Here is a 20,170-nt window from a genome sequence, read left to right on the forward strand (position 1 = left end):
TTATAAATCCTGACAATAGATCTATATCAATTCCATCTATTATGTATTCATAAAAGTGTTTAGTAGAGTAAACTTCATTTTTTTCTCTTTCTAATTTTACGCCAAGGGATTTAAGGATTGAATTAGCTCTTTTAGCATCCTTTAAATCTACAATTATATCAATATCATTAGGACTTTCAACTAAGTCATAATGGTTTAACATCATAGAGGCTCCTAATGCCCAGATAATATTTTCCTCATTTAATTTTTCACCAATAAGTTTTAAGGTTTTAAATAACATAAATAACCCCTCCAAAGTGCAAGAATTTGTGGAAATATATATTTAATATTATCATGAAACATATTGATTTAACAGAATAAGGGACAGAAAGGATTACTTAAATATTTCAGTATAAAGCTTTTTATAAAAGCATATTATTATTATAAATAGAACGAATCTTCCTTTAGGTGGTGTTCTTTCCACCATCTCAAGGTTAGATGAGTTATCTAGGGGCGTAGAAGCTGTTATCCACACCTTTTAAGAGGATGGAGGTGTTAAAGCTCCTAGCCATCAGATAGAACGAATCTTCTTTTAGGTGATATTTTTCCGTCATCTGAAGGTTAGATGAGTTAATCTAGGGGCATACCAACTGTTATCACCCGCCTTGTAATAGGGCGGAGGTGTTAAAGCTTATAGCCATCAGATAAACTAAAAAATAATATTTCCTAGGTAATAAGGAGGATGGGGATGAAGAACATTTTTAAAGTTAATGAAAAGTTTAATTTAGGAAGCCTTATAATAAGCATATTAATAGCAGAAGGTTTAGGCTTCGTTGCAGGAATTTTTACAAAACCTATGGTATCTAGATATCTGGAGCTAGATAAACCTTGGTTTTCACCACCACCGCAGGTGTTTCAAATAGTTTGGCCTATTTTATACCTTCTTATGGGTATAGCTGCCTACAGAATATATCTTAAGGGAAAGGAACAATATGTTGTAGGATCATTAACCCTTTATGTGATTCAGCTTTTACTTAACTTCCTTTGGCCTTTTATTTTCTTTACTTTTAGATTATACGGTCTTTCTTTTATTGAAATTATAATACTACTTATTTTAATAATAGTAACAGCTATATCATTCTTTAAAAAGGATAAGATATCAGGAATTTTAATGATACCTTATGGTTTATGGGTATCCTATGCTGCAGTGATAAACTTTTTTATATGGATGTTTAATGAGATGTAATAATTGTAAAGGATTTATATTGAAGCATATAAGTACTTGAATTAGAGCATATGGATACTTGTTCCATGTATTTGAAATAACCTATACTTATAGTGATAAATTAAAGTTATCTATGAAACTCATGAGAGGTTTTCAAGGATATGTTAAAGAAACGGGGATAGGATATGATTAAATTAAGGAAAATAACAAAGGAAAATTGGGAACAATGCTTAATGCTAAATCCAAATAAGAGTGGTCAAGTTACTGTGGTTAATAAGTTTGTTGATTCTGTAGCTTATTGCATGGTTTGGGCTTCTATGGAGAATCTCACACCTAAGGCAATATATGATGAGGAGGAACTTATAGGGTTTACCATGTATGGATTCTGTGAAGAAGTTTCTGATTACAAAATATATAACATATTAATAGATAGAAACCATCAAGGAAAGGGTTATGGAAGAAACATTGTAAACCACTTAATAGGTGAACTTAAAGAAGTTCCAAGCTGCAGCAACATATATTTAACCTTTAATCCAGAGAACCTAAGGGCAAAGGGGTTATATGAGTCCTTGGGGTTTGAAAATACAGGGAAAAAGTTTAGACTTCCTGAGGCAGTTAGAAAAGATATTTACGGAGAAGAATATGATGAAAAAAATGATGAGTATTTATATTCTTTAAATATTAAGTAATTATTGTGGGAAGATAAAGCTTTTTTAGAAAGATACTTATTTGAATTTTATATTTTAATAAGTATATATGTTTATTAAAAGAAGGATCATTAGTAAAATAAACACTATTAAGGTTTAGTGAGTTTTAATAAACCTTAATAGTGTTTTTAGTATATTAAATTTATTTATAGGATATCAAGGATAATAAATTATCAATACTAATAAAATCACATTGCTACGGTACAGAAAAATTAAGTTTTACAAGGATAATTGCTATGTATCATAGAATAAGTTTTCATATAAGGTAAGTGAATTATATTGGGTAAATTTTAGAATTAAATATAGAAAGTGTTTAGTAAAAAGGGGGATAAAAATGTTAATTAAAAACGGAAAAATCTATACCATGGCGGGGAAAGTATATGAAAAAGGAGATATATTAATTGAAGATGGTAAGATAAAGGAAATTAAGGAAGAAATAAAAGGAAACTATGAAGAAGTTATAGATGCTAAGGGAGCTACTATAATTCCAGGGATGATAGATGCTCATTGTCATTTAGGATTATTTGAAGGGGGAAAAGGATTTGAAGGAAGCGATGGAAATGAGATGACAGATCCTATAACTCCTCATGTAAGAGCCATAGATGGAATATATCCAATGGATGATTACTTTAACAAGGCAATAGAAGCAGGGGTAACCACTGTTATGACAGGACCAGGAAGTGCTAATGTTATAGGTGGACAATTCTTAGCTATGAAGACTTATGGAAAATCTGTAGATAGCATGGCGCTTCTAGAAGTAGGTGCTATGAAGATAGCTTTTGGAGAGAATCCAAAGAGGGTTTATAATGGCAAAGGGAAAATGCCTATGACAAGAATGGCAACGGCTGCTCTTTTAAGACAGACTTTAATAGAAGCTAAGAACTATAAAGCTAAGAAGGAAGCAGCAGAGAAGAAGGAAGAAGCTTTTGATATTAACATAAAGATGGAAGCCTTACTTCCAGTTTTAGATAAGAAGATACCTTTAAAGGCTCATTGCCATAGAGCAGATGATATATTAACAGCTATAAGAATAGCTAAGGAGTTTGATGTAAATCTAACTTTAGATCATTGTACAGAAGGACATTTAATACCAGAGTATGTTAAAGAGTCTAAGGCTCCAGCAATAGTAGGACCAACTATGAGCTTTAATTCAAAGATAGAAGTTAACAATAAATCCTTTGAAACACCAGCTGTCTTAATGAGAGAAGGAGTAAAGGTTGCAATAATGACAGACCACCCAGTTATAGAGATTCAATATCTGCCAGTATGTGCAGGACTTGCAGCTAAGAATGGAAACTTAACCTTTGAAGAGGCATTATCCACAATTACTATAAATGCAGCAGAGATTCTAGGACTTTCTCATAGAGTAGGTTCTCTTGAGGTAGGAAAGGATGCAGACCTTGTAATAATAGATGGAAATCCATTTGACTTGTATAGAAATACTTTATATACAATAATAGATGGAAAGGTTGTTTATAAAGGATAAGTATTAATATAGAAATTAATTATAGGACTTAGTTATATATACACATGGTATCTTATACTTAATAGGCTATAAAGCATGTTAGATTGAAGTCTAGATTAATGTGTGATATGGTTTATTTATAGAAAAAATATCTATAATTTATTAAAAGTTTCAGAGGAGAATATCCACTGGAACTTTTCTTTATATAAATGTGGTAAAATATTACAGCGGTGAGGGGGAGTATATAGATGTACCAGATCATGCTTTAAACTAAATCTTAATCTATAATGATTATAGGGTATTTAGAGGCTAAGTTTAGACAAGGTACGTCTATATATAAACCACATGATAATTAAAATAAATTACCAACTACGATTATTTAATACATATTCAAAGGTTGAGTTTTGAGAGGATTTATCTATAGAACGAATCTTCCTTCAGATGGTTTTCTTTCCACCATCTAAAGGTTAGATGAGTTAATCTAGGGGCGTAGCAACTGTTATCCCCCACCGTACACGCGGATGGGGGTGTTACAGGTGGTAGCCATCAGATAAAAAGAAAAACAGCTTACAAATATTAAAACCTTTTAAGAAAAGATGTTTCATATTATGCAAGCTGCTTATTATATAAACTTAAAACATTCTAATTAATGATTCATTATAATTTAAGAAAATATAAGAGATATATTTGTTTGAAATCATGGTAAAGGCTCCTACCACAATAGCAAGGATTCCAGAACTCATGAGAGCTTTAAAATATGTTCTATGTTTTGGATTCTTGTGTATTTTAATAGCTTTTATAATATTAATTATTCCAAGACTTAATAGGGCTATAGAGGTTGAATAGGAAATAGTATTTCCATTAAATATATTAAAGACTATAAGAGATGATAACAATAAAATAGAGATTGAAAATAATAAATTTAGAAATTGATCAATGCAATTATTTTTACAACTTAAATTCATTTTTTAATACCTCCTTAAAAATATGAAAATACAATCCATAAATTGGATTACATCATATATATTCTGCATTATTATACAAAATCCTCCTTTGAAATATAAGAATTCATATTTAATAAAAGTTATTTATAATTAATAAGAACCTTAAATAAAATTAGTTACAAAAATATTAAATTATTATATAGTTATATTTTTAGGGTAAGAATCTTTTACTAATATAAAATCAAGGGTATTGTAGAAGGAATCTTCCTTTAAATAAAGTAAACCTTGAATTATGTAAGGAAACATGGATATAATTATCTTTGAGAAAGTTTAGAAAAGGTGAGTGTATGAAAACTTTAATTTTAGCAGAAAAGCCATCTGTAGGTAGAAATATAGGTGATGCACTGAAGTGTAAGATTAGAAAAGATGGCTATTTAGAAGGGGAGAATTATATAATAACATGGGCATTTGGTCATCTTCTTACTCTTTATGATTGTAAGGACTATGATAAGGCTATGGAAAAGTGGGACATGAATAATTTTCCCTACATACCTAAGGAGTTTAAGTACAAGGTAAAGACCGTTTCAGGATATAATTCTAAGGCTGATACTGGAGCTAAAAAGCAGCTTAATATAATTAAGGCCTTAGTTGAGAGAAATGATGTAGAGAAGATAATAACAGCCACAGACTATGATAGAGAAGGGGAACTTATTTCTACTATAATATATAAATATATTAAGGTCAGTAAACCTATATATAGAATACTTATAAATGAGTGGACAGAAGATGAAATAAAAAGAGGGTTAAATAATTTAAAAACTAATAAGGAAATGGAAAGTTTGCAATATGCGGGTGTTTCAAGACAATGGCTTGATTGGGTTATAGGAATAAACTTTACCACAGTGTCTACCCTTAAATATGCAAGGGGGAAGGGCAATGTTCTAAATATAGGTAGAGTTGTAATGCCAACCCTTAAAATGGTTTATGATAGAGAAAAGGAAATTGAAAAATTTAAATCAGAAAGATACTACGAGCTTTATGTAACCTTTAAAAGTCCTAATGGAAAATATAAGGGGAAGTTCTTTCATGAGAAATTAGAGAAGTTTCCAAAGAAGGAAAGTGTAGAAAAGCTTAAGGAAGAGATAGAAGGAAAAGAGGGTATTATATTATCAGTTACTGAGGAATTAAAAAAGGAAGTTCCTCCGGTGCTTTTTAATATGACTAACCTTCAAGGATATATGACATCAAAACATAAAGGATGGACCGCAGACAAGGCATTAAAGGTAGCCCAGAGTCTTTATGAGAAGAAGCTTATAACCTATCCAAGAACTTCAAGTACAGCTCTTGAGGAGAGTTTAAAGGATAAGGCAAAAAAGGTTTTAGAGGTACATAAGAAAGGTTTAGCCTGTGAAGAGGATATAAAGTTTTCAACTAGTAAGAGAATATTTAATAATGATAAGGTTGAAAGCCATAGTGCAATAATACCAACCTATATAATACCTAAGGCACTAAACTTAGATGAGGTTAAGCTCTATGAGGCTATAAAGGAAAGATTCCTTGTTCAATTTATGGAGCCAGCTGAGTTTAATATAACAGAGGTTATAACTAAAATACAGGGAGAAAACTTTCCAAGGTTATTTAAGACAAAGGGTAAGGTTATGGTAAAGGAAGGATATCTTAAGCTTTCCTCTGAAAAGAAAAAGAAGGATGAGATATTAATACCTCTTGAAAAAGATATGGTAGTTAAAAATCTTTCTTCTAAAATAGAGGAAAAGTCAACGAAACCACCAGCTCACCATACAGAGAAAACCCTTCTTAAGGCTATGGAAACCTGTGGAAAAAATAGAACCTCAAAGGATGAGGATGATAAAGAAGAAGAGGCTACTTTAGAGGTGCTTAAGGGTTATTCCATAGGTACAGCAGCTACAAGGGCTGAGATTATAAAGAAATTAAAGGATGCTAAGTATATAAAGAGTCAAGGAAAGTCATTACTTATAACAGAAAAGGGAAAGAAGATTATTGAGATTTTCCCAATAAAAGAGCTTTTAGATACAGATTATACAGGAAGAATGGAAAAGGCCCTTTATGATATTGAAAAGGGAGAAATGGATAAGGATATATTCCTAAATTATATATTCAAGTTCACAAGAGGTGGAGTTGAAAAGATTAAAAGGGATAGATTCGTAACCATAGGGGTATCAGAAACTCAAAAGTTTTAAAGTGAAAATTAAAATCTAAAATAGACATAGCCATAAAAACACATGGCTATGTTTTTTGTTATTTAGAATTTCAGATTTGTAATTCTAAAATAGTTTCTATACACTACCTATAACTTAAGATTTTCAGGTGATAAAGCGCTGATATAGAACTCATCTAACCTTTAGGTGGTGTTATTTGAGCCATCTGAAGGTTAGATGAGTTAATCTAGGGGCTTAGCAACTGTTCATCCCCACCTTACACGCGGATGGGGGTGTTACAGCTCTGGTAGCCAGCAGATAAATTAAGATTCACCATGAAAATTTTATATGTAAGACCATTAATGAATAATATAGTTAAAAATAATAATAACTTTAAATTTATATAAGATGAAGTACTAATTTATAGAAAAAGTATTAGTTAATAAAATAACTAATATATTAGAAAAATACCTTAAATTATACTATAAAATAACATATAATTATAAATTACAACTGATATTTATTATAAATATAGTAAATTTCCACAATGAATTTTAGAAATGAATGCAGTAAGGTAGTAGTATTAAGAGAGTCTATCATAGATAAATCAGGTTTTTAATTAAATAGGTTAGAATTAAGAAATTAATATTAAGATTGATAAATTTTAAACTATATGTTGACAAAATTTTTAGTTGCATATATTATATAACTATAGCAAATGATAAAGATTATCATTTGCAACGAAATTATTAGAATCATTGTAATAAGGGTTTTAACTTTAATTAACTTACTACAGATAATAATTAAATCCTGTGTTTTATAAAGTATAAATTTATATTTAGTTACATGAGTTAATCTAGGTGCGTAGAAACTGTTATCCACTGCCTTGTAATGAGATAAAGGTGTTACAGCTTTTAGCCATGAGATAAAAGACTTAGTACACATGGGGATAAATTTTGAAAACTAGTACAGTATATAAATAATAGGATTTATATAATCACTAGGGTATTTAGGTAGGTTAAGTTTACATTGAATAGAGATATTATATAATATATAAAGGAGAAGTAGACATGAGTGAAAAATGTTTTGCTAGTTATTTAAATGGATTAAGTGAAAAAGAGTATTTAATAAATATGTTAACCTTTAATATTTCTCCTACTATTTATGGGTTAAAACCATCAACTTTAATAACGCTGTCTGATAAGAATAAAAACTTATATAGTAGTTGGATGAAATATGGAAAAGAATTTCTTGAAAACCTTAGTATAGATGTATTAAAATTAAAGCAGGGAGAAGACTATTGTGTTTTACTGTTTTATCACAAGACTCTTTTAGAAAAATCTATAAAAAATGAAAAAGTAAAAAACTTTTTATCAAATTTAGGTTATGAAGTTGAAGAAAATTTACAAAATGTATTGCAATATTTATCTTTTAGATATAATATATATAATTGTCCACATGAAATCGGGATATTTTTAGGTATTCCCATAGAGGACGTTGAAACATTCATAAATTGCAAAGAGCAAGAATGTTTAGCTTGCGGATATTGGAAGGTTTATCATAACAAAGAATTAGCTTTGGAAACCTTTAATATATATGATGCTTCAAAGCAAAATACTGCAAGTTTACTTATGCAAGGTATGGACTTAGGTTCCATATGTAAGAGTATAAGAATTTAATTAATACGCTACTGACCAACCCTTTATATAAAGTAGATTTAACTTATAGTAAGTTTATACTTCTTATAAGTTAAAGTATGAAGTCCCTGATAGTTATCCCTTATAGCTAGCAAGGACAAAGAAACTGCTGTTACCCCTTTATAACAGCAGTTTTTTTATTTTTTTGTATTGATTTCCTTAATTTTACATGATATAATATGGAAAACTATGAGAGTGTATCTAGGGTTCCAGTGTTAATAAAAGTAAGCTTCCTTCAGGTGGTGTTACAGATGATGTTTAACATGATTGGTCCGAGCGATACAGGATTTTCGTCTACACTTTTGGGATAAAAGCCCAGAGGAGGAGTCTCTAGAAGACTTATTCTCTGGGCTTTTTTTATTATTTTTATAATTTCATCATAGAGATAAGAATAATGTTTTAGCTATGGTGTGGAAGAAAGATAAAACTAAATTTAAGGATTGGGAGGGATATTATGATAGTCATTCATCACATAACTAAAAATAAAGTTAAGTTTAAAGAGTAGGAGGTTTTATTATGACAGTTATCTCAGTTAATAATCTATGTAAATCATTTAAAATCAAGACTAAGTCTCCAGGACTTAGAGGGAGTATTAAATCTATGATTTCCCCAAGCTATAGACAAATAGACGCAGTAAAGGATATATCCTTTGAAGTAGATGGGGGAGAGATATTAGCTTTTATAGGTCCCAATGGAGCAGGAAAGTCTACCACCATAAAAATCCTTACAGGAATACTTTATCCTACAAAGGGTGATATTTCTGTTTTGGGGTTCAATCCTTTAACTGAGAGGAAAAAATTATCTTATAAAATAGGAACAGTATTCGGACAGAAGTCTCAACTGTGGTTTCATCTACCGCCTATAGATAGCTTTAATCTTTTAGGGAAAATATATGATATGGAAGGAAAAAGTATAAAAAAGAGAATAGATTTCTTAAAGGAAGTATTTGAGATAGAAGACCTTATGGATGTACCTGTTAGAAAATTATCCCTTGGTCAGAGGATAAGGTGTGAAATAGCTGCTTCCTTAATTCATAATCCAGAGGTAATATTTTTAGATGAACCTACCATAGGACTTGATGTTATAGTTAAGCAGAATATAAGAGATCTTATTCTTAGAATCAATAAGGAGGAAAAGAGAACTATATTTTTAACTTCCCATGATGCTGGGGACATAGAACAGCTTTGTAGACGAGCTATAGTAATAAATCATGGACAGGTTGTTTTAAATGAACCTATTAAAACCCTTAAGTATAATTATTTAAATAAAAAAATCATAGAGGTTAAGTTTAAGGATAAGGTTGATATAAACAAAAAGGAGTTTAATGTTTTAAAGTCAAGTAACTACGGAGGAAAGATAGAAATAGATACTGAGAAGGAGAATATAGATGAGGTTTTAACAAGGCTTATAAAGTATGGAAGTATATTAGATATAAATATTTTAGAACCACCTATGGAAGAAATTATTTCTCATATATATAAGAATAATAGTGGTGGTGATTTAAGTGAGTAAAGCTAGTAAATATATTTATATTTTCAAGACAAGCCTTAGTAGCAATTTGGTTTATTTTTGGAGTTTTCTCCTTAAAAACATCTTCTTTGTTTTTATAATTTTTATATATTTAATGCTTTGGGGAGAGGTATATGGTGAAAAGGGAAATCTTATATCAGGGTTAACCCTAAACAATATGATATGGTATTTAATAATTACAGAGATTATAACCCTATCTAGAAGCCAGTTCTATCTTCAAGTAAGTGAGGATGTTAAAAGTGGGTCCATAGCCTATGGTATAAATAAACCTTATAACTATGTTATTTACTGTTTTTTTAATTCCTTAGGGGAAATGTCAGTAAGGTTAATTTCTAACATGGTTTTAGGATTAATCATTGGAATAATATTTGTAGGACCTTTGGAAGAGTTTAAAATAATAACCCTACCTTTTATAATTCTTTCTATTTTAGTAGGGACTTTTATAAATTTTTTTATATATATTATCTTAGCTCTAACCTCCTTTTGGGTAGAGGAAAATAAGCCTTTTTTCTGGATATATTCAAAACTTATATTTACCTTAGGGGGGATGTTAATACCCTTAGATTTATTTCCAGGCTGGCTTAAACAGATATCATCCTACCTACCTTTTGCTTATATAACCTATGTTCCAGGAAAATTAGCTGTGGATTTTTCTATTGAAAATTTTTATAAGGGATTTTTGATACAAGGATTATATTTATTTCTATTTATAGTAATAGCTTTAGCTATGTATAGAAAGGGGGCAGAGAAGTTAAATGTTAATGGAGGTTAAAAATAATATAAAACTCATAAGTGCTTATTTTAAATTTAATTTATCCTCAGCTATGGAGTATAGATTAAGCTTTATTATACAAGTCATAGGAATGATAATAAATAATGCTGCTTTTATATTCTTTTGGTGGATATTCTTTAACAATGTAGGAAACATAGCAGGTTATGGATTTAAAGATACACTGATGTTATTTGCCATTATGTCTACTTCCTTTGGACTAGCTTTTATTATGTTTGGGCATATTGGGGATATGGCAAAAATGATTGTAAATGGGGACCTAGATTCATATCTTCTCCAACCTAAGGATCCTTTAATAAATATAATATGTTCTAAAAGTATAATTTCGGCCTTTGGAGATGTTATCTATGGAATAATATTATTCCTAGCTGTAAGTGATTTTACTTTAAAATCAATAGGGTTATTTCTATTGTTTTCATTATTTTCATGTATTATATTCTCAAGTGTTATGGTTATTGTGAGTTCATTAAGCTTTTATATAGGTAATGGGGAAGGGCTTCCAAGTCTTATATCAGAGTTTATGATTACCTTTAGTATATATCCAAAGGGAATATTTAAGGAAGGGGTTAAGTTTATACTATACACAATAATTCCTACAGCCTTTACAGCTCATATCCCTATAGAGTTAATAAAAAACTTTAACCTTATGAATTTTATCATATTAGTCGGTGTTACAATATTATGGGTTATATTAGCTTATATAATATTTTATAAGGGACTTAAAAGGTATGAATCAGGAAATTTGATTATAACAAAGATGTAGACATATAGATGCATTGTATTATACATTTAACTAAAACATATGTTACGATGAGTTATAGCATATTAAAAGATTAAATTTAGATATATTACATCTGTATATATAAGACTTTTATAAGGGAAAATTACAATGAGAGTAGGGTAACATGATTTTATATAAAACTAAAGAAAAGGGACTAATAAAAAGAATTTTACTAAAAATTACTTTTCATTAGTCCCTTATTACTTGACCTAAATCTATTATATGATTTAGAGCAAATGGGTAAAATACATATATAATTAATTAAAGTTTCTATTTATAGACGTACCATATCATGGCTTGAACTAAACCTTATTCTACAATAATTATAGAGCAGTGAAAGGCTAAGTTTAGACAAGGTACCTATATATTATAGATGTATTTATATTAAAAACCTAATATATTTCCCATAATATTCAATATAAATGGAGCTAAAAATACGGTGAATAATCCAGCTATACCTATGGAAAGACTACTCATAGCGCCCTCTATTTCTCCAAGCTCTAGAGCTTTTGTAGTACCTACAGCATGGGAAGCAGTTCCGATGGAAACACCAACGGATATTTTATCTTTAATCTTAAAAATTTTACATACAGTAGGTCCTATAACAGCACCAAGTATTCCAGTAACCAGTATAGCCACTACAGTTATTGCAGGGATACCTTGAAGCTGATTTGTTATCTCTACTCCTATTGGAATAGTTACTGACTTAGGTGATAAGGATTTTACAAGGACTATATCTAGTCCTAAAGCATAAGCAAGTAATACAATACTTATAACTCCAACTAAACATCCAATAAATATTCCAATAAGGATAGGAAGAGCATTAGACTTTAGTAAATCCAATTTTTTATATAAAGGAACGGCAAGGATTACTGTAGCTGGCCCTAAAAAGAAAGATATAAGTTGTCCACCTTTATCATAATCCTCAAAGCTTATACCAAAGATCATAAGTACTGCAATGATTAAAATTTGGCTAACCAATAAAGGATTTAATATAGGGGTTTTAACTTTTTTAGATAAAAGTAAAGCAAATTCAAAAGCAAATAAAGATAATACCACACCAAACAATGGAGATGAAATAACCTGATCCATTTATTTTTCCTCCTTACTAAATGATTTTATGAGGTCTATGGTCTTACCAGTTACCACCATAATAATTATTGTAGTTAAGAAACAAACAAGTAGTATCTTATACCAATTTCCCTTTAATATATCTAGGGATGTTATAAGACCTACGCCAGCAGGAACAAAGAAAAATGCTAGATGATCCAATAAAAAATTGCTTATATTCTCTATATGATGAAGTTTTATTACCTGAAAGCATAAAAATAGGAGTAAAATAACCATTCCAACAATGTTGCCTGGAACAGGAAGTTTTAATCCTTTAGATATAACTTCACCTAGAAAGAATATGGCAAGAATTAATAAAAGTTCTCTTAAAAGCTTCATATTCAAAACACCTCTATATAATTTTATCACTAAATTCATAAAAGGATATAGTTGTAAGAATAAAAAGAAAATTTAAAATTATAGATAGAAAGTATAAAAAACCTTTAATTGTTAAAAAAATCTTCGTTAGACAAGGAATTATAGCAATGGTATAATATTTAAAAGATTCTAAAAGTTCTAATAAAAGGAGTGGTTTTTACCATGAGAAACTATGGATTCATTAATAGTAGTTTAGATAAATCGCCAATGAAATTAAGAAGTGTAGATATAAAGGGAAATATTTGTGGAGAATTTTCACAGTTTACAATAAGCCAAGTTTATGAGAATACTGGAAGAGATCATATAGAGGGGGTTTATACCTTCCCAATACCTGACACAGGAATATTAAGTGGATTTGAAGCAAACATTGGGGGAAGAACTTTAAGAGCCATAACAGAAGATAAGTATAAGGTAAGCAAGATGCTTAAAAAGCAAAGTTATAAGGGAATGACAAAGTTAAGTCTTGAAGAAGATGATAATATATATAAAATCACTATTGGAAATATAATGCCTAATGAAAAAATAGTAATAAATATATCCTATATTGATCAACTTACAAGGGAAAATAACGATCAGATTCTTACAATTCCATTTATAGAAACTCCAAAGGCTATGAATTATGATGACATAAATGAAGAGAGTGAAGTAAATGAAGAAAATTATGACCTTTCTATGAATTTATTAATAGAAACCTTTAATAATGTTAAGGTTCATAGTGACACTCATAGAATAAAGGTGGATTATGAAACTCCTACCCTATGTAAGGTATCCATTGAGGAAGGAGAAAATTTAGATAATGATTTGGAGTTAGTAATAAGAGAGGATAAGTCTAAAGGATTTTATGGAATGTACTATTCTTTTCCAAAGCATGAGAGTGATGAGAGCTTAATATACTTAAAATTATATCCAAGGCTAGAAAAGGCTAAGGAAGAAAAGGGAAAAAACTATGTGTTTTTATTAGATACTTCTCAATCTATGAGAGGAGAAAAGTTAGATGAGGCAAAAAGTGCCCTAGAACTTTGTCTTAGAAATTTAGATGAGGGTGATACTTTTAACATAGTTGCTTTCCACAAAGATCTTGTCATTTTTAATGAAGGAGGAAATGTAGCTGTAACTGAGGATAATATAAAGAGCGCTTCTAAGTGGCTTAGAATATTAAGCTTTGGTAGAGGAGCTAACATATATAAGGCATTAAAATGGACCTTAGATAAGACAGATAAGGAAGATCCATCTATAATATTACTATTTACAGATGATGAGGTGGAAGAAGAGAGCGAAATCTTAAGTTATGTTAAAGAAAACATAGGGGAAAACAGAATTTTCCCTATAGGAATAGATACCTCTGTTAATAGCTATTTTATAAACTCCTTAGGAGCTTTAGGTTATGGGAAACCAGAATTTATTTATCCAGGAGAAATACTTGAAGATATGATACTTAGGCAGTTCAATAGGATAAATAGTCCAGAAGTAGACGTACGTGAAATAATCTGGGGTGAAAATAACTCAGTAATAAATACATTCCCAAGAACTATAGAGTATTTATATGATAGAGAAGTATTCACTGCTTTTGGTAGAATTAAAGGCGATATTGAGGGACCAGTTATAATTAGAGGATTTGTAGGAGATGAACCTTTTGAAAAGGTGATAAATCTTGAGAATTTTGAGCTTAATGATAATGCTTATTTAATAGAAAAGGTGTGGAGTAGAAAAAGAATCGAGGCCTTTGAAGAAAGAATCCTTGGAGAAAGAGGAGAAGCAAAGGAAGAGATGAGAAATAAAATCATAGACCTTTCTAAAGACTTCAATATAATAAGCAGTGAAACAAGTTTTATTATGATAGAAGAGATGGATGATCCAGTTCTTGGAATGGCTATGAGAAAGCTTATACCAATAGAGATGTCAGAGGAGACTATGTTTAACTTAAGCTATGCATACTTTATGGAATCTCCAGCATTCTTATATAAGGTAAAGGTAAAGAAGGAACTTAAGAATAGAAATGTAAATAAGGAAAATATAAAGGAAGCTGTAAAGTATAATAGAGATAATCTAATTAGAACTATAGCTAAATATCAAAATCCTGAGGGAGATTTTAATGGAGATATGGAAATTACCTTAAAGGCATTAATTGCAATGCTTATAGGGAAAGAGGATATAAGTATATATAGCAAACAAATAAATAAGGCTGTAAATTACATGGTTAATTTTATAAGTAAGGGTAATGAATTAAACGAGAAGAATACTCTTTTATATCTTCTATGCCTTCAGCTTATAGATATAAAGGAAGCTGCCACTGAAACAAATGAATTAAAGGTAAGACAGTCTCTTGGATATATAAAGGAACTAATAGAGGATAATGAATATATATCAAATGCCTATTTAAATGAGGAGCAGGACTTAAACGATATAAAAGAGTCTATTAAGTTTATGTTTAGTTTAATTTGTCCTATAAATATATCCGCAGATGAAATTCAGAGGCTTATAGAGGAAGAAAACATAGATGAAATATTAAATGTTGCAATATGTAAGGCAATGTAGAAGGCATTAAACTATAGATATACCATAGGATACCTTAAACTGAACTTCAAGTTATTATAATTTACAGGATATTTATAGTGAAAACTATATAGATATATGTAAGGTAAAAACAAATGATTTAAGAATTATCTTATGGCTAACAACTGTAACACCCAACCCTATTACAAGATTGTGGATAACAGTTGCTACCACACTAGATGAGTTCCAGAAAACGAGACTTAGCTTTATATAGGATTTATAATCCTCATTAAGCTAAGTTTTGTTTCATATAAGAAAAATTCTATCTGATGGCTATAAGCTTTAACACCCCCATCCGCGTGTAAGGTGGGGGATAACAGTTGGTACGCCCCTAGATTAACTCATCTAATTTTTAGATGGTTGAAAAGACACCACCTAAAGGAAGATTCGTTCTATAACACACTTAATTTTGTTATAAGGTGAGAAAATCATATAAGCTACATAAATAGAACCAAGCTATAAGATTTGAGGTGAAATTATGAAAAGAACTAAAAATAGAATATGGATAATAGGTGGAGGAATATTCATAGCTATAGCTTTATTTTTAATATTTGGAACATCCTCCTATAGAGCTATGAAGGTTAGAAATATAGATACAACTATGGTGGAGGAAAATTTGAAGAGTATCTCGGACAAGGATAAGGAAATTGAAATAAGTAATTTTACAGACTTTCAATGGGATAGTGCCTATGTGTTCCCTTCATATTACCCATCAGAGAAAATCTATGAAAAGGTTGGAGTTAAGTGGACAGAGGCTAAAACTTTTATAGGATATTTATTTTCTAAATCCACAGAAAACAATACTTTAAGTGAGGATCAGTATATTATGATTTTTAAAAAAGGAGATAAAATAATTTCATCTAAGGTTTATAGCTTAAGTGAGGTTCCTGTAATTTTTAATATACCAAACTATGAATTTACCTATGATAGCTGTAAGTTTCAGGTTACCACTAATGAAAATGGATATAGAGAATTGACTCTTAAAGATTACAATTAATATAAAATATAAAAACTACTTTTAATGCCTTACTCTTGTAATGGTGCTAAAGGTAGTTTTATTTTAGAAGAAATATATTATTTGGAAAAAATATCGAGTGAATGGTATATTTAAGATGAGAATACTTAAATATGGGAGAGAAGTAATGTATAAAATATTGATTATTGAAGATGATGCAAAGTTAAGTTCCTTTACTAAGGAATATTTAGAAAGGTATAATTACTCAGTTTATGAAGTCACTGATTTTAATAATATTGAAGAGGAATTCCAAAGTATTAAACCAGATCTTCTTCTATTAGATATTAATCTACCATACTATGATGGTTTCTATTTTTGTAGAGCCCTTAGAAAAAACTCTAACATACCTATAATAATAATCTCTGCTAGAAGTAATGATATGGATCAAGTTATGGCAATTGAGCTTGGAGCAGATGATTATGTGACTAAGCCTTTTAAGTTAGAAATACTTTTATCTAAGGTTAAAGCAGCACTTAGAAGAACCTATGGAGAGTATGCTATTAGGGAAAATAATCAACTTAATGTAGGGGATATTTACATAGATGAGGATAATTTTAAACTTTTATATGAAGGTAGAGAAGTAGAATTAAGCAAGAATGAATTTAAGTTAATTAAAAAACTTATAGAAAAGAAAAATAGAATTGTTTCAAGGGAAGAACTTTTTCAAGAGCTTTGGGATGATTATAATTTTGTAGATGATAACACATTAACAGTCAATATTACAAGACTTAAGAATAAGTTCTTATCCTTAGGAGTTAAGAACATAATAAAGACTAAAAGAGGGGTAGGATATATACTTGATTATAGGGCATTAGATGGTGGGAGAAATGGTTAAAGATATTATTAAAAGTTTTATAAAAGATAGATTTTTATATATAATTTTTTATATTTTAAACTCTTTTTTTATAATAGGATTTTTTTATTTAATAGGATTTTCTAGAAGTGAGATAGTGTATCCCATGATAATGTCATTATTTTTGCTTTCTATACTTATGATTGTAGAAGGAGTTAAATACTATATATTCAATAATAGTTTAAACCAAATGTTAAAGGATAAAGGTGAAGGTTTAAAGCCGATTACTAATGAACAAATGAATATGTATGCTATTGTAAATAGGATAAAAGTAGGAGAAATAGAATTAAGAAATAAAATCATAACAGATTATGAAGAAAAAAATCATATTATTTCTGATTGGATACATAAGTCAAAGACACCTATATCAATAATAGATTTAATTATTCAAGGATACAAGGAAGGAAGTATAATTCCTTCTAAGGCCATGGAGGATATAGAAAATGAAAATTATAGATTACATTGTAGTACAGAACAGCTATTAAATTTAATAAGACTTGATGGCTTTGAGAAAGATTATAATATAACTAGTGTGGACATACTATCTTCTTTGAGAGAGGTTATAAATAGAAATAAAAATCAATTTATATATAATAATGTTTTTCCTGTTATTCAATATAATGAAAAAGAAGTTTTTATTATATCTGATATGAAGTGGAATGAATTGATTCTGCAACAGGTGATTTCTAATGCTATTAAATATTCAGGAGAAAATAATGAAAATAAAAAAATATACTTTAATATAAAAATACAAGGAGATAATACAATACTATCAATAAAAGATGAAGGTATTGGAATTGAAGAGTATGATTTAAGCAGAGTATTTGATCCCTTCTTCACAGGGGAAAATGGTAGAAGGGTTAGAAATTCTACAGGAATTGGACTTTATATAGCAAGAGAGATTGGAAATAAATTAGGTCATAAAATAGAGATTAACTCAAAACCTCTTCAAGGAACAGAAGTAATTATCAGATATCTTTCAAAACTGTAAGGTTATTTTAAGCTTAAAAAATTGTTTGTAGAAGCTATAAATTTTACAATAGATTTATAAGAAAAATAGGATAAAAAGAACAAAGTCTTAGAACTTATAGTTTAGAAAGGATGATAATTGTGGTTGTTTTAGAAGGGGAAAATATTATTAAAGTATATGAAAATATAAAAGGAGGATGTGAAACTAAAGCTCTTAACAGAATAAGTCTTAAGATACATGAGGGAGAATTTGTAGGTATAATGGGACCATCAGGAAGTGGAAAGACATCTTTGCTTAATATATTAAGCGGAATTGATAAGATAACATCAGGAAGGGTAAATCTATGGGGCACGGATATTAATACCATGGACAAGGGTACATTAGCTGTTTTCAGAAGACAGAACCTAGGGTTTATATTTCAAGAGTTTAATTTATTAGATAGCCTTACATTAAAAGAGAATATTATGATTCCAATGATTTTAGATAAAAAAGCTAAGTCTTATATGGAAAAAAAGACAAAGAATATTATGGATGCCTTTGATATTTATAATATAAAAGATAAATATCCTTATAATGTATCAGGTGGACAACAACAGAGGGTAGCTATAAGTAGAGCTATTGTAAATGATCCTAAAATAGTATTTGCTGATGAACCAACGGGAAACTTAGATTCTAAAGCATCAAAGGATATAATGATGTGTTTTGAGAAGATGAATAAGGATATGGGAAATACTATTTTAGTTGTAACCCATGATGTTTTTGCTGCAAGCTATTGTAATAGAATTATTTTTATAAAGGATGGAAAACTTCATTCTGAAATAGTTAAAAAGTCAGGGAGAAAAGAGTTTTTAGAAGAGATAATGACTTCACTTTCTGTTCTTGGAGGTGACAGAAGTGAACTTTAATCATATTGCTATAAAAAATTTCAAAGGAAATATAAAAAGTTATATATCTTATTTTATTTGCAATACCTTTTCTATAACTATATTTTTTATGTACTCCACTATTTTCTTTAATGAGGATTTTTATAGATCAAAGGATATTGAAAAAGGGGTTATGGATGCAATATTAATTCCTACAGTAGCTCTCATCTTATTTTCAGTATTTTTTATAATTTATTCCCATTCTACTTTTATAAAAAGGAGAAAAAGAGAGTTTGGAGTATTTATGAGTCTTGGAATGGGACCTTTAGATATAGTGAAATTAATATTAGTGGAAAATGGAGTAATAGCTTTTATATCTATAGCTTTTGGAGTTTTAGTTGGTACTATATTTTCTAGATTATTTTTTCTTTTTATAGTTAAATTAATTGATATAACTTCAGTTAGCTTTAGTCTTAGTTTTAAGAGTTATATTTTTTCCATAGTAGTCTTTAGTTTAATATTTAGCATATCTATATTAATTACATTAATACAAGTAAATAAATTTGAAATTGTTAAGCTTTTAAAATCCCATAGGATTTCAGAAGGAAATTCAAAGGGAAAATGGTGGATTGGGATTGTTGGATGTGTATTTATAATATTATCTATGACTATTCTTTATATAAGGTTTGGAAAAGATGCTAATAAGGATAGTGAATTACTCTTATATTGTACAGTATCTTTATTTATTGGAATATATCTTGCTTTACATGGTCTTGGAGGAATTATACTTAATTTAGTGAGAAGAAGTAGAAATTTATATAGAAATTTATTAGTTGTAAGTAATTTGAATCATAAGTTTAAACAAGTAAAAAATATTATGTTTGTTGTAATACTTCTTATTATGATTACCATATGGTATAGCGGACATTGCCTTAATTTATATTTATCATCTGAAAGAATAGCTAGAGAGAGTAATCCTTATGATATTTCATTTATAGAGACATCAGATAATAAAAATATAGATGAAATTAATAACATATTAAATAAAGAAGACAATCCAATAACTAAGTATGAAAAAATAGAATTTCTATATTGTAATAAAGAAAGTGAAACCTATGATAGAAATATTGAAG

The 20,170-nt window shown here is 29.2% G+C and carries 17 protein-coding genes and 1 pseudogene; 15 read left to right on the plus strand and 3 right to left on the minus strand.

Annotated features, from left to right (window positions below):
• A pseudogene (locus AB2369_RS02825) lies at positions 1-280 on the minus strand (hypothetical protein); the annotation flags it as partial.
• A gap of 447 nt (positions 281-727) precedes the next feature.
• On the opposite strand from AB2369_RS02825, the gene AB2369_RS02830 reads away from it, so the two are divergent.
• From AB2369_RS02830 to AB2369_RS02870, 9 genes are all read left to right on the plus strand, one after another.
• A complete protein-coding gene (locus tag AB2369_RS02830; protein WP_367664955.1) occupies positions 728-1,225 on the plus strand; it encodes a TspO/MBR family protein in 498 nt (165 codons plus the stop codon).
• A 164-nt stretch (positions 1,226-1,389) separates the two neighbouring features.
• Positions 1,390-1,893, plus strand: coding sequence for a GNAT family N-acetyltransferase (locus AB2369_RS02835; protein ID WP_367664956.1), 504 nt, complete (start codon positions 1,390-1,392; stop codon positions 1,891-1,893).
• A gap of 352 nt (positions 1,894-2,245) precedes the next feature.
• On the plus strand, positions 2,246-3,397 hold the full coding sequence (locus AB2369_RS02840; RefSeq protein ID WP_367664957.1) for an amidohydrolase family protein: 1,152 nt from the start codon (positions 2,246-2,248) through the stop codon (positions 3,395-3,397).
• Between the two features lie 666 nt (positions 3,398-4,063).
• A complete protein-coding gene (locus tag AB2369_RS02845; protein WP_367664958.1) occupies positions 4,064-4,222 on the plus strand; it encodes a hypothetical protein in 159 nt (52 codons plus the stop codon).
• A gap of 445 nt (positions 4,223-4,667) precedes the next feature.
• Positions 4,668-6,539, plus strand: coding sequence for a type IA DNA topoisomerase (locus AB2369_RS02850; protein ID WP_367664959.1), 1,872 nt, complete (start codon positions 4,668-4,670; stop codon positions 6,537-6,539).
• 1,028 nt (positions 6,540-7,567) lie between these two features.
• Entirely contained in the window at positions 7,568-8,176 is a 609-nt protein-coding gene (locus tag AB2369_RS02855) for a DUF3793 family protein (protein ID WP_367664960.1), read from the plus strand.
• Between the two features lie 534 nt (positions 8,177-8,710).
• Positions 8,711-9,706 (plus strand): ATP-binding cassette domain-containing protein, encoded by a 996-nt coding sequence (locus tag AB2369_RS02860; RefSeq protein ID WP_367664961.1) that lies wholly within the window; start codon positions 8,711-8,713, stop codon positions 9,704-9,706.
• Positions 9,707-9,818: 112 nt separating this feature from the next.
• Positions 9,819-10,496 (plus strand): ABC transporter permease, encoded by a 678-nt coding sequence (locus tag AB2369_RS02865; RefSeq protein ID WP_367664962.1) that lies wholly within the window; start codon positions 9,819-9,821, stop codon positions 10,494-10,496.
• The gene (locus AB2369_RS02870) at positions 10,480-11,277 is read left to right on the plus strand and encodes an ABC transporter permease (RefSeq protein WP_367664963.1); all 798 of its coding nucleotides are present in this window, start codon (positions 10,480-10,482) and stop codon (positions 11,275-11,277) included. Before AB2369_RS02865 ends, AB2369_RS02870 begins: the two co-directional genes overlap by 17 nt.
• A gap of 402 nt (positions 11,278-11,679) precedes the next feature.
• Here AB2369_RS02870 and AB2369_RS02875 read toward each other — a convergent pair whose 3' ends face one another.
• Positions 11,680-12,387, minus strand: a complete 708-nt coding sequence (locus AB2369_RS02875) for an LrgB family protein (protein WP_367664964.1) — start codon at positions 12,385-12,387, stop codon at positions 11,680-11,682.
• A complete protein-coding gene (locus AB2369_RS02880; protein ID WP_367664965.1) occupies positions 12,388-12,744 on the minus strand; it encodes a CidA/LrgA family protein in 357 nt (118 codons plus the stop codon). It lies immediately after the preceding gene.
• Between the two features lie 201 nt (positions 12,745-12,945).
• Here AB2369_RS02880 and AB2369_RS02885 point away from each other — a divergent pair, with 201 nt between their 5' ends.
• The 6 genes from AB2369_RS02885 to AB2369_RS02910 form a co-directional block, all read left to right on the plus strand.
• Entirely contained in the window at positions 12,946-15,318 is a 2,373-nt protein-coding gene (locus AB2369_RS02885; RefSeq protein WP_367664966.1) for a VIT and VWA domain-containing protein, read from the plus strand.
• A 496-nt stretch (positions 15,319-15,814) separates the two neighbouring features.
• The gene (locus tag AB2369_RS02890) at positions 15,815-16,333 is read left to right on the plus strand and encodes a hypothetical protein (protein ID WP_367664967.1); all 519 of its coding nucleotides are present in this window, start codon (positions 15,815-15,817) and stop codon (positions 16,331-16,333) included.
• Between the two features lie 145 nt (positions 16,334-16,478).
• Complete coding sequence (locus AB2369_RS02895) at positions 16,479-17,186, plus strand: response regulator transcription factor (protein ID WP_367664968.1); 708 nt, start codon at positions 16,479-16,481, stop codon at positions 17,184-17,186.
• Positions 17,187-17,343: 157 nt separating this feature from the next.
• A complete protein-coding gene (locus tag AB2369_RS02900; protein WP_367664969.1) occupies positions 17,344-18,195 on the plus strand; it encodes a sensor histidine kinase in 852 nt (283 codons plus the stop codon).
• 110 nt (positions 18,196-18,305) lie between these two features.
• Positions 18,306-19,079, plus strand: coding sequence for an ABC transporter ATP-binding protein (locus AB2369_RS02905; RefSeq protein WP_367664970.1), 774 nt, complete (start codon positions 18,306-18,308; stop codon positions 19,077-19,079).
• The coding region (locus tag AB2369_RS02910; RefSeq protein WP_367664971.1) for an ABC transporter permease at positions 19,069-20,170 on the plus strand (1,102 nt) is incomplete at its 3' end. The genes AB2369_RS02905 and AB2369_RS02910, both read left to right, overlap by 11 nt.

The organism is Clostridium sp., assembly GCF_040797585.1.
Classification (GTDB): domain Bacteria; phylum Bacillota; class Clostridia; order Clostridiales; family Clostridiaceae; genus Clostridium_Z.

Coding starts and splice junctions, on each gene's coding strand:
- AB2369_RS02830 (WP_367664955.1), top strand. CDS start 728: ATGAAGAACATTTTTAAAGTTAATGAAAAGTTTAATTTAGGAAGCCTT.
- AB2369_RS02835 (WP_367664956.1), top strand. CDS start 1,390: ATGATTAAATTAAGGAAAATAACAAAGGAAAATTGGGAACAATGCTTA.
- AB2369_RS02840 (WP_367664957.1), top strand. CDS start 2,246: ATGTTAATTAAAAACGGAAAAATCTATACCATGGCGGGGAAAGTATAT.
- AB2369_RS02850 (WP_367664959.1), top strand. CDS start 4,668: ATGAAAACTTTAATTTTAGCAGAAAAGCCATCTGTAGGTAGAAATATA.
- AB2369_RS02855 (WP_367664960.1), top strand. CDS start 7,568: ATGAGTGAAAAATGTTTTGCTAGTTATTTAAATGGATTAAGTGAAAAA.
- AB2369_RS02860 (WP_367664961.1), top strand. CDS start 8,711: ATGACAGTTATCTCAGTTAATAATCTATGTAAATCATTTAAAATCAAG.
- AB2369_RS02865 (WP_367664962.1), top strand. CDS start 9,819: ATGCTTTGGGGAGAGGTATATGGTGAAAAGGGAAATCTTATATCAGGG.
- AB2369_RS02870 (WP_367664963.1), top strand. CDS start 10,480: ATGTTAATGGAGGTTAAAAATAATATAAAACTCATAAGTGCTTATTTT.
- AB2369_RS02875 (WP_367664964.1), bottom strand. CDS start 12,387: ATGGATCAGGTTATTTCATCTCCATTGTTTGGTGTGGTATTATCTTTA.
- AB2369_RS02880 (WP_367664965.1), bottom strand. CDS start 12,744: ATGAAGCTTTTAAGAGAACTTTTATTAATTCTTGCCATATTCTTTCTA.
- AB2369_RS02885 (WP_367664966.1), top strand. CDS start 12,946: ATGAGAAACTATGGATTCATTAATAGTAGTTTAGATAAATCGCCAATG.
- AB2369_RS02890 (WP_367664967.1), top strand. CDS start 15,815: ATGAAAAGAACTAAAAATAGAATATGGATAATAGGTGGAGGAATATTC.
- AB2369_RS02895 (WP_367664968.1), top strand. CDS start 16,479: ATGTATAAAATATTGATTATTGAAGATGATGCAAAGTTAAGTTCCTTT.
- AB2369_RS02900 (WP_367664969.1), top strand. CDS start 17,344: ATGATTGTAGAAGGAGTTAAATACTATATATTCAATAATAGTTTAAAC.
- AB2369_RS02905 (WP_367664970.1), top strand. CDS start 18,306: ATGATAATTGTGGTTGTTTTAGAAGGGGAAAATATTATTAAAGTATAT.